We start from the raw sequence: 8587 nt of genomic DNA, 5'->3' as shown, positions 1-8587 counted from the left end.
AGTAACTATATTAAACGCTGATTTCTTCGTTGAAACAGAATCTGCAAGGACTGGTCTCAAAGCCTTGTAAATATTGGCTTGCGAGTTTTCGGATGGGTCTAGTAAAAGCGATTGTAATAACCGTGCAAGTTACGGACACGGTAGCTAATCAATCCTGGTCTACCAGAAGGTAAGCGACCAAACACTTCTTCAAACTGAAACAATCCTTGGGCAGTCAACGCCGCCCCTGCTTTTTGCAAAGATTTGTAGGTGAGGTTAGTATCGAGTTTGTGGGCAGAACCACCAAATTGTTCAGCCGCCACGCTATCTAACCAAAGCTGCTGCACAGATGGAGGCTGCTGACGAACCCAGTTGATATCCTCAATTGATACTTTGCAATGTGGTCTAATGGATTTATCTGCATCCGTCTGTTTGCGCTCATTACGCTGCTTGCTGCCACCGTTGATTGCTTTTAAGGCTGTAGTCATAATTCCTCCAAAATTTGCATGACAATATGAACGGCATGGTTGCAATGCCGCGTTTAAGTCTTTTAGCTATCCTCTTAGCGAGCCTTTCTTTATCTACTGGTTCTCGCCCTTCCAAAAGCGCAACTCGTCTCGGAAATACCTGTCAGTCTTTTTCGATTGCTCCTTCCAGTGATCCCAAGCCACTATCACCTCATCTCCTAATTCTTCTACTACCTCACCCCTTTCCACATACAAAGTACGGTATGGGTCGGCATGGGCAACAATAGAACCAACGCCAATGGTGTCCGGTTCAGTAGATGCATTTTGGAGCGCAGTAATTAAATCTGTTTCTTGGGTGCTTAATTCCGTCCAGTAATCTTGTTTAATCACTTCGTACTCTTGGGCAACATTTCAAAACTCCTCCCAGCTACACCCAGGTTTAGCTAGCACTGACCTAATATCATTAACCGCTTGGGGTAGCATTTCTAATTGCTCGGCCCGATATGTGATCGCAGATGGTGTCGGCTCACTCCCCAAAATTATCGCCGCAGCCTCCAATGCCTGGGTGTTGTTCATGGCTTCGCTTAAGTTTTTCAAAGCCATGCCCATCAGCCGTAAGCATTCCTGTGCATTCTCCTTGGGTGGTTCAACAGCTAGCGATCGCAGATCAATAGTTTTCTCTAGCCCCTGTTTTACCTGTTTGTTCAACACTTTAGTCGCCTGTTGGGTCATAGTATTTCCCCACTGTTGGACAGGACGTTCTTCTACAGCGTGTTCCAAATCCTGAATGCGCTGCCTAAGCTGCTGATTCTCAGTTTCCAACTGTCGTAACGATTCCATCTCATCCAAACGCTGCTGCAATTGAATATTTTGCTCCCTCTGCTGCTTGTACAGGTTTTGCAAGGATTGGATTTGCTCACTTACTTGTTCTTCGGCTCTGGCATTAGCTTCTGACTGTAGCCCAATACTCAATTCCTGCTGTAAGCGCTTTAACTCCTGTTTATGGCGTTCTTCAATAGCAGTGATCGCTTCCGTATATTCTGGTGGATAGTTCCGCCCTCTGGAAAATGGGACACTAACGGCATCTAAATCAGCATTATTGATCAGCAGCCTCTCGCCATCAGCAAAGGTGACAATCTGCTGCCAGCGATTCGGTGCGTCTGCCTCAATGGTTCCCTCTTCTCCATATCTTGGATGGGACTGTTGTGAAACTGTGACAATGGCTTTTTGAGGAACCACTGGTTCTTGAATTTTGGGAACCAATGGTTCCTGAATAGATTGCCTTTTGCGTGGAAGTTGAGGAACCACTTTTTGGGCAGCAGCAGCAAAGTCTGAAACACTTGGGTCAGGGTTATCTTTTAGAGCAAGGGATACAGCAGCTTTAAGTTTTTCTGGTTCCTTGACTAACCGTAGTAACGGACGAGCCTGACGCTCATTTTTGATGTGTCCGCCCAACTCGCCAACTGCGTCTATGACCTTCTTAGCTCCTAGCAGTTGGTTGATTCGTCGGTATCCACCCCAGGCGTATAACTCTCGCTGGCAGTATTCTTCAAAATTTTTATATCCAGCTTGCAGGTAGAGCTGTTGTTCCCGCATCTGGAGGATTTCATCTACCACTTGCCACTCGAATCGGTCGATGGCGGTGAAGGTTTCCTGGATGCTGGTGTTGAGATTGCTATAATCAAGGGCTGGTTTTGTTTCAGAACAGTTTAGTATCAGCATAGTTTTACCTGTATGTCCTGCATACACCCGTAAAAAACTGCTTATATGGGCGAACGAAATTAGCCACTGTAGATGGTACAGGGCTATTTGATATTGTTTTATTGATCATGAACTGTGTAATTTACGAGACTGACCAAAGAGCGACTTTTTAAGGAACTAACTCTTGAGGTTTAGCTTTCTCCACATTTTGAAAGACACAAAACATATTTTGAAGTGTAAAGGAACTAGCTATACACCTTGTTTACTGCCTGTAGGCAACTGTTGTCACAGATGCTACAGATGCGCCACTTCCATCTGGTATGTGACGTTTTTACAGAATACGCTTGTTATCCCAAATGTTAGCACAGCATCATCACAAAATTTCAACACATTTAAAGCAGTAAACCCGCCTATTGATTGGCGGGTTTTTCCTTGAGCATTTCTTTTAGTTTTTCTAGTAATTGCCTGAGAGATTCGTTCTCTTCTCTCAGGCGGCAGTTTCCCCCAATACTAACTCTTCTAATTTTGCAACTCTGTGCTTTAGCTCTACAATATCCCCTGACTCAGCTTTGTTTCCCAGATATTGCTCAATTAAATCAAGCAGAACATCAGTAGCGTTTTTTCCCTCTTCCTTAACCTTTTGGTAAAAAGCATCCTTCATTTCTGGTGAAATCCTGATATTTAGCCTTGATTCAGTCATAGTACTTTCCTCTTTTCTTGATCAACGCTATCAGCGAAACCCTTGTATTAACAAGTGTACTCCCAGGTATTTATATTTTGTTATCCCAAAATGTTGGCGAATGGGATAACAAAAACTATACTATATTTATGAGCTTAAACGAAAGACGACCGCCGGAGTCTGGAAAACGAAGCGATCGCCTTTTGTGAAAACCTAACCCAAAGCATGAGTCAGGAATATAATTATGACGCAATCCGTTTGCACACATCAAGCACCTTCAAGCTTTAAGCCTAATCAAATAGTTACAGTTGCTGACGTTCCCTTCAAAGACGAGCAAGCCCTCGCCCAAGCAGAACTATACAGCCACCTCGAATCCCAAGCCGAAGCTGTAGCCCCAATACTGTTATCTCCAACCGACCCTAACGCAGAGGTCATGGAAATCTCTGTCTACAAACTGGTTTACGTTGGCGGAGCTTGCCCCAGGAATTATCGAGTGTACAAAGTTGATTCAATGATTGGGGTGATATTTCAGCATATTACCCACTGGTCTAACGGAGTCGATTCTCTTCGATACGCCGAGCCGGTTGATGCAGCAGTTAGGTTGGATGAATTTTTGAACGTGGCAAGGATACTAACAACGGCTATAGAACAGCCACTTACAGAAGAGGAATTACTTGATCAAGAATTTGATGCACTAACGAGTGACGAGTGGGAGCGGTTAAAGAGATACGTTCCAGAAACTAGAGATTTAGTTGCAGCGTAAGGAAACGGGTGGGTAGTAAGACCCACCTGTATGGCGAGGAGCAAAACTAAATTATTAGTTTATCGAAATAGAACAACACAACTCATCGGATAAGCCAATGGAACCGATAGAAATACTGAAGCAGTTCAACTCATGTTACGTAAATATTCAGGCGATTGCTCAAAATGAAAACTGGCTTTTGTTGATTGCTGAAAAGAAGATTGACCCAGAAGCAGCAACTCACTTGGGCGATGTCCTGCATTACTTGAGTGAGGTAATGGGGTGTGTCGAAGGAATTGTTGAAGTCAAGTTTAATCAGGAGGCAGAATAATGCAACCAACAATATCAATTCCACAAGGTTGGAAATACCCGCATTTTACATTAGGTCAACGTACACAACAAGGAATCATTATCGGCATCAAGTATTATCCAAGCGACAGCTTTTTACGTGAATCCGATGAAGGCTGGCATTATGTAGTCATGCCTGACATCAATTCTGAATCCGAAGAAAATCGCTTAGAGAACGAGCTTGAACTACTGACACCACAGGAATTGAAAATACTTCTAGAAGCAGAGATAGCAAAACATTTGCACCAAGCTGAACTGCTAACTTACGAGTTAGAGGCAATTCCTGGCACTGTCATAAATAGCTGAGTCGAACACTATCCAGTATCAACGCAATTTTTAGCAACAACAACGCAATTATGGAAGCAATCACCATAAACAATAGTGTCTTTCTCATTCCACCCATCCAACCTAAACTACAAGCAAACTGTGCCAAAGAATATAATCAATTTCTTCTTGATTGTCCTGCAAAACTGACAATCTTTGAAGCACAAGCTGGTGGATATCTCATGCAAGGGCAGAATCAACAACAATGCCACAAGGTGAAAAGCCATAAACACTACTCTTGCTGATGTGGCTTTGTCAAGAACCTTGCTAACCAAGCTAAAAGTATGGCAAAAACAGCGGCACTTAGAGGGCGAACTATTTTATATAACTGTGCAAATTGTAACTCACTAACTACGAAGAAAACTGACAACCAAAATTTAGTAAACCCAAACATAATGAAATTCACGACTGTATCTGTTAGTTACTCTAGGAAATTTAATCTTGGCGACTACGAATCCCTAGAACTAGGTTGCTCTTTATGGGCGCAAGTGGAAGATGGGGAAGACGCGGATGGAATAACCCAATTCCTTTATCAACAAGCTAAAACTTCGGTAAAACAAGCGGCAATGCCTGTCTTGAAAGCCTCAGAGTTTCAGATTACTAAGGCTAAATCTAGCAAAAAAGTGTCTGGTGATGTCAATGAAAGCGATTGGTAAAATGTGAGGAGCCGGACAATGCAAGAACTAATCAAAGCTCTAATTAAAGCCAAGGCAGAGTTTAACCCCATTCAAAAAGACGGTACTAATCCTCACTACAAGCGCAAATATGCAACCCTAGATGCTGTATTGGATGCTGTCACTCCTGCGCTTGGTAAACATGGATTAGTAATAATTCAAACTACTGAAATCTTTGAAAGTAAAACCGTACTACGGACTCATATTTTTCATGAATCTGGAGAGAGTATCACCAGCACTTATCCTTTACCTGAAATTGCTGACTCTCAAAAATTGGGTGCAGCCTTAACCTACGCGCGTCGATATGCGGTATGTGCAATTTTATCGGTAACAGCAGATGAAGATGATGATGCTGAAAGTGTAAATAATCCTAAAAAGGCTGAACAACCGCACAATAATATTAGACCCCGCAAAGATAATCAACAGTCTAGAGTTCAGCCAACCAAACAAGCTATAACTCCACCATCAATCAACCCAAAAGATTTGCGAGTCAAAGAAGTTCGCACACTTTTGAATTATCCGTTGGATTTGGTGAAAGAATGGCTGCATTCTCGAAATGTTACGAGTCCGAGTGAGCTTGATACTACCAAGATTGATGAACTAGTGAAAACTATGTGTTTGGCTTGGGCTGGTAATAAGTTTGGACATCCTAATCATGCTGTTAACTCCTATTAGAAGCATGTCGTTGATGCTGTAGCACGAGGAGTAGATGAAACAACAGCAAGCAATCAGCGATTGGATGGAAGGAGCGCTTGCACAATTGCCTGAACTGAATTGAAGGAATTACATATTCTCATAACACCAATAGAAAAACATCATGCCGAAAAAATCCACTCATCCCGCCCCTGCTGACCATTCCTCATTATGCCTACAGTATCTTCGTCGTTGTGGGGGTAGCGCTCGATTGTGCAGTATCAACTTTAGCCTCTGTGTCATACAAGCACTGGTGAATCGAAAGCTAGTAAAGATTAAAAATACTGGTGCAGGCTTTTTTGTGGAGTTGGACGAAACCAAATGAAGACCCATAAAGTAACTCATCAATCATCTTTGCCTTCAAACACTCGTAATAAATTAGTTCTTCGTCGAACTCGAAAAAGATTCAACCCCAAAGTATTCATTGACCGCACCATAGAAAGAACTGCAATCGTCTCTTTGCTTTTAACTGGGTTTTTAGGAGTTGGAGCAATGGGATGTTGGGGAATGGAGATTATCGAGACAAATGCTAACCCCAACATCATCATTTCTAGGTGGCAGCAGCAGAAAAACAAAAGCCTTGGAGCTATGCTAGTTAGTTTTTCCGCCTTCTTAGGCAGTTCTCTAGTTGGAGCAAGTCTCAGTATTCATCAAGACAAGTTTTAGAAGGAGAAACAATGATGGAAATTAAGTTAACCACATCAGAGATACGGACTATCTTGCAAGGGTGTCAATATACGTTGCAAATGGTTGGGAGTAGTAAGGATTATCGTAAAATTCAATCGTCAGAGCATTTTTCTACCTCAAATGATGTTGTGCTAAACGATGCTTTCAGTATTTTGGGAGAAGTAGTGGACGCAATTGGTGAGGTGGAGCAATTTTCTTAACAAGGAGAATCAGATCATGGAGCAAGAAATTAAAAATGCAGTTGGTTTAGGCATTCCTGAACTCGCCATAGAGTCGAAACCAAAACCTGAGCCAGAACTCAAATCAACAGTAACAATTTACGACTTCAGCGCTTTGTTATCCAAATACGAACCGCTGAAAAAACCAACGATAAAAGATGAGTGTTCCTTCTCAACGGGCAGTACTGAATACTGTTCATCCCCACAGCTACTTGATGAAAAATGTCCTGACTGGTCAGCCGATCAATCTAATCATGTTGTACCTAGGAGCAATAATATGACATTCACTCTAGATAATCGCTCTCAAAACAAAGAATCGTCCTTAACTCAAGCATTACGGCAGATACAACAATTAAACTCCAAAATTGCTGTGTTAGAGCAGCAGCATCAAGATTACGTGCAGAAGCAACAAAATCTGATTACTGCCATCGCTGAGATTTGTATTTCTCCGATACAGGAAGTACAGGCATTGCGGATTCTGATTTATCGGGGAGAAGCAGCTTGTCGGCAGTACTTGCGCTCGGTGTTGATGAAGCAAAATCAGGCTACAAAAATGTCCGCAGAACAAATGGAAAAACCTACTTTAACTAAAGGAGCCAAAAACCAGAGTTCTCTGCAAAATTCAAAAAAATGAATTTTCTTTCTCATAGAGGCGCCAAATCAGTCAGAGCAGGGGATTGAGCAGACCATGAGACAGCTTTTTGACGGCATTACTAGGGTGGGGAGCCTCATCTAAATCGTCCGCGTGTCTCAAAACCTTGATGCTACCGTGTTTGAGGTCGAGCCTCACTTATGGTCTGCTTGCTTTTTATCGAAGGTACAAAAATTGTGTTTTCGGTATCGCTGCATCAAAACGCATCGGATGAAAGATTTTATAAGTAATTGCATTATGTCAAACAAACACTTATTGAAGGTGAAACGGATTCATCCTAAAGAATTTAAATTGAAGCACGGATTATCGCTGTCCGAGATTCATGAACTAAGCGACTATCCACCAGAAACTTTGAAGCACTGGTTAGCTGACGAGTATAGTAGTCGTTACCAGCAGCCAAAAGAATCTGTCTTAAATCATTTTGGTTTATTAGATTTATATTTAAGCGCTTTTTAAATCCAAAAAGGTCACACAGACACTACCCACTTCGACATGGGTTTTTTATTATAAAAGAGCAAGGTCAATAGATAGTCAATAGTTGTTTGTCATGGACATCAATATTGATACAGATATTGACAATGGTCTTGATACAGAGATTGACACAGATATTGACTATCTTTTTGAGACTATTGACACGGATTTGACTAAGTTCATGAAGTCACAATGGAGAGAACAACTTTTTCATCAAAAACCAAGCCAATCGGGAGTCAATTTCTTGCTTTTACCGATGTCAAAAGCCAAGGCAACTAAAATTTTAGGCATCTGCCCCCGTACATTAGAACGGTGGACAGAAGTAGCCCAACTTGTTCCAGAGTATAGATTAATACTCTTAAGAATGAAAGCTTTTGCTCAAGAAAAGAGACTACGTGCGCCATTAATGACAACCTACCAAGTATGGGTAGTAGGAAAGATTGGCGAATTGTTTTCTGACATTGTTCAAGGCATTGATAAAAAGCCCCTTGTTGAGGCCATTATTGAAGTTAACAAAGGTGAATATACTCGCAGCAACTTTGAACAAGAACAACTTAGATTCACATCACATGGTTTAGGAGAGACACATCATGTCGAATAGCACATTTACTCGCGCAGAACTATTTGAATTATTAAGTGCTAATTACAGCCCACAACAAATTATTGCTGGATTAGAACAGCTTGCCACCTCAGACTCAACAGTTGATCCGAATGCAGAAGAATTTCCTGTAGAAATCAGCGATCGCTTAGAAAAGTTGTTTAATCTAGCGTAAGCAACCCTCGACAAATCGAAGCTGTTAGGAGGTAGTGGCAATTTGGCGAATATACAGACTCATGCAATAGATATGGCCGAATGGCACTGAAATAAGACAAAACCCATGATTGATAATGGTTTGGAGAAATGAAACCCAAATTGTGATTTATCAGTGCAGAGCGGATTCTAAGTAACACT

17 protein-coding genes are annotated in these 8587 nt (G+C 41.8%); 13 read left to right on the top strand and 4 right to left on the bottom strand.

Features of this window, described 5'->3' with window-relative positions; translation table 11 throughout:
- Window positions 1-98: 98 nt before the first annotated feature.
- The 4 genes from H6G26_RS35430 to H6G26_RS35420 form a co-directional block, all read right to left on the bottom strand.
- On the bottom strand, window positions 99-467 hold the full coding sequence (locus tag H6G26_RS35430) for a hypothetical protein (RefSeq protein ID WP_242054136.1): 369 nt from the start codon (window positions 465-467) through the stop codon (window positions 99-101).
- Between the two features lie 93 nt (window positions 468-560).
- The gene (locus H6G26_RS44400) at window positions 561-836 is read right to left on the bottom strand and encodes a hypothetical protein (RefSeq protein ID WP_347242563.1); all 276 of its coding nucleotides are present in this window, start codon (window positions 834-836) and stop codon (window positions 561-563) included.
- A 21-nt stretch (window positions 837-857) separates the two neighbouring features.
- Window positions 858-2168 (bottom strand): hypothetical protein, encoded by a 1311-nt coding sequence (locus tag H6G26_RS35425; protein ID WP_347242562.1) that lies wholly within the window; start codon window positions 2166-2168, stop codon window positions 858-860.
- A 466-nt stretch (window positions 2169-2634) separates the two neighbouring features.
- Window positions 2635-2847, bottom strand: coding sequence for a hypothetical protein (locus tag H6G26_RS35420; protein WP_190735930.1), 213 nt, complete (start codon window positions 2845-2847; stop codon window positions 2635-2637).
- A 223-nt stretch (window positions 2848-3070) separates the two neighbouring features.
- Here H6G26_RS35420 and H6G26_RS35415 point away from each other — a divergent pair, with 223 nt between their 5' ends.
- The 13 genes from H6G26_RS35415 (at window position 3071) to H6G26_RS35355 (ending at window position 8408) form a co-directional block, all read left to right on the top strand.
- Entirely contained in the window at window positions 3071-3589 is a 519-nt protein-coding gene (locus H6G26_RS35415; RefSeq protein WP_242054135.1) for a hypothetical protein, read from the top strand.
- 97 nt (window positions 3590-3686) lie between these two features.
- Window positions 3687-3899, top strand: a complete 213-nt coding sequence (locus H6G26_RS35410) for a hypothetical protein (RefSeq protein WP_190735928.1) — start codon at window positions 3687-3689, stop codon at window positions 3897-3899.
- Window positions 3899-4222 carry a hypothetical protein gene (locus tag H6G26_RS35405; protein WP_190735926.1) on the top strand — a complete coding sequence of 108 codons (324 nt, stop codon included), beginning with the start codon at window positions 3899-3901 and terminating at the stop codon, window positions 4220-4222. Before H6G26_RS35410 ends, H6G26_RS35405 begins: the two co-directional genes overlap by 1 nt.
- Window positions 4223-4272: 50 nt before the next feature.
- Window positions 4273-4485, top strand: coding sequence for a hypothetical protein (locus H6G26_RS35400; protein ID WP_190735940.1), 213 nt, complete (start codon window positions 4273-4275; stop codon window positions 4483-4485).
- Between the two features lie 150 nt (window positions 4486-4635).
- The gene (locus tag H6G26_RS35395) at window positions 4636-4896 is read left to right on the top strand and encodes a hypothetical protein (RefSeq protein WP_190735925.1); all 261 of its coding nucleotides are present in this window, start codon (window positions 4636-4638) and stop codon (window positions 4894-4896) included.
- An 18-nt stretch (window positions 4897-4914) separates the two neighbouring features.
- A complete protein-coding gene (locus tag H6G26_RS35390) occupies window positions 4915-5589 on the top strand; it encodes an ERF family protein (protein WP_190735923.1) in 675 nt (224 codons plus the stop codon).
- A 142-nt stretch (window positions 5590-5731) separates the two neighbouring features.
- Window positions 5732-5932 (top strand): hypothetical protein, encoded by a 201-nt coding sequence (locus H6G26_RS35385; RefSeq protein ID WP_190735921.1) that lies wholly within the window; start codon window positions 5732-5734, stop codon window positions 5930-5932.
- Window positions 5929-6273, top strand: coding sequence for a hypothetical protein (locus H6G26_RS35380; protein WP_190735919.1), 345 nt, complete (start codon window positions 5929-5931; stop codon window positions 6271-6273). The genes H6G26_RS35385 and H6G26_RS35380 overlap by 4 nt, the downstream gene beginning before the upstream one ends.
- Window positions 6274-6284: 11 nt before the next feature.
- Window positions 6285-6494, top strand: coding sequence for a hypothetical protein (locus H6G26_RS35375; RefSeq protein ID WP_242054132.1), 210 nt, complete (start codon window positions 6285-6287; stop codon window positions 6492-6494).
- 16 nt (window positions 6495-6510) lie between these two features.
- Entirely contained in the window at window positions 6511-7146 is a 636-nt protein-coding gene (locus H6G26_RS43250) for a hypothetical protein (RefSeq protein ID WP_242054130.1), read from the top strand.
- Window positions 7147-7401: 255 nt separating this feature from the next.
- Window positions 7402-7620 carry a hypothetical protein gene (locus H6G26_RS35365; protein ID WP_190735917.1) on the top strand — a complete coding sequence of 73 codons (219 nt, stop codon included), beginning with the start codon at window positions 7402-7404 and terminating at the stop codon, window positions 7618-7620.
- A 91-nt stretch (window positions 7621-7711) separates the two neighbouring features.
- The gene (locus tag H6G26_RS35360; RefSeq protein WP_242054129.1) at window positions 7712-8236 is read left to right on the top strand and encodes a hypothetical protein; all 525 of its coding nucleotides are present in this window, start codon (window positions 7712-7714) and stop codon (window positions 8234-8236) included.
- Complete coding sequence (locus H6G26_RS35355; protein ID WP_190735915.1) at window positions 8226-8408, top strand: hypothetical protein; 183 nt, start codon at window positions 8226-8228, stop codon at window positions 8406-8408. The genes H6G26_RS35360 and H6G26_RS35355 overlap by 11 nt, the downstream gene beginning before the upstream one ends.
- Window positions 8409-8587 lie beyond the last annotated feature (179 nt).

It is taken from the genome of Nostoc sp. FACHB-888 (assembly GCF_014696655.1).
Classification (GTDB): Bacteria; Cyanobacteriota; Cyanobacteriia; order Cyanobacteriales; family Nostocaceae; genus Nostoc.
This window is presented reverse-complemented; position numbering and strand designations above follow the sequence as displayed.

What these genes read in the sequence shown, in the direction of transcription:
- H6G26_RS35385 (WP_190735921.1), top strand. Translation starts at nt 5,732, where the DNA reads ATGCCGAAAAAATCCACTCATCCCGCCCCTGCTGACCATTCCTCATTA.
- H6G26_RS35365 (WP_190735917.1), top strand. Translation starts at nt 7,402, where the DNA reads ATGTCAAACAAACACTTATTGAAGGTGAAACGGATTCATCCTAAAGAA.
- H6G26_RS35410 (WP_190735928.1), top strand. Translation starts at nt 3,687, where the DNA reads ATGGAACCGATAGAAATACTGAAGCAGTTCAACTCATGTTACGTAAAT.
- H6G26_RS35390 (WP_190735923.1), top strand. Translation starts at nt 4,915, where the DNA reads ATGCAAGAACTAATCAAAGCTCTAATTAAAGCCAAGGCAGAGTTTAAC.
- H6G26_RS43250 (WP_242054130.1), top strand. Translation starts at nt 6,511, where the DNA reads ATGGAGCAAGAAATTAAAAATGCAGTTGGTTTAGGCATTCCTGAACTC.
- H6G26_RS35375 (WP_242054132.1), top strand. Translation starts at nt 6,285, where the DNA reads ATGATGGAAATTAAGTTAACCACATCAGAGATACGGACTATCTTGCAA.
- H6G26_RS35430 (WP_242054136.1), bottom strand. Translation starts at nt 467, where the DNA reads ATGACTACAGCCTTAAAAGCAATCAACGGTGGCAGCAAGCAGCGTAAT.
- H6G26_RS35425 (WP_347242562.1), bottom strand. Translation starts at nt 2,168, where the DNA reads ATGCTGATACTAAACTGTTCTGAAACAAAACCAGCCCTTGATTATAGC.
- H6G26_RS35395 (WP_190735925.1), top strand. Translation starts at nt 4,636, where the DNA reads ATGAAATTCACGACTGTATCTGTTAGTTACTCTAGGAAATTTAATCTT.
- H6G26_RS35380 (WP_190735919.1), top strand. Translation starts at nt 5,929, where the DNA reads ATGAAGACCCATAAAGTAACTCATCAATCATCTTTGCCTTCAAACACT.
- H6G26_RS35405 (WP_190735926.1), top strand. Translation starts at nt 3,899, where the DNA reads ATGCAACCAACAATATCAATTCCACAAGGTTGGAAATACCCGCATTTT.
- H6G26_RS35420 (WP_190735930.1), bottom strand. Translation starts at nt 2,847, where the DNA reads ATGACTGAATCAAGGCTAAATATCAGGATTTCACCAGAAATGAAGGAT.
- H6G26_RS35415 (WP_242054135.1), top strand. Translation starts at nt 3,071, where the DNA reads ATGACGCAATCCGTTTGCACACATCAAGCACCTTCAAGCTTTAAGCCT.
- H6G26_RS35400 (WP_190735940.1), top strand. Translation starts at nt 4,273, where the DNA reads ATGGAAGCAATCACCATAAACAATAGTGTCTTTCTCATTCCACCCATC.
- H6G26_RS35360 (WP_242054129.1), top strand. Translation starts at nt 7,712, where the DNA reads ATGGACATCAATATTGATACAGATATTGACAATGGTCTTGATACAGAG.
- H6G26_RS35355 (WP_190735915.1), top strand. Translation starts at nt 8,226, where the DNA reads ATGTCGAATAGCACATTTACTCGCGCAGAACTATTTGAATTATTAAGT.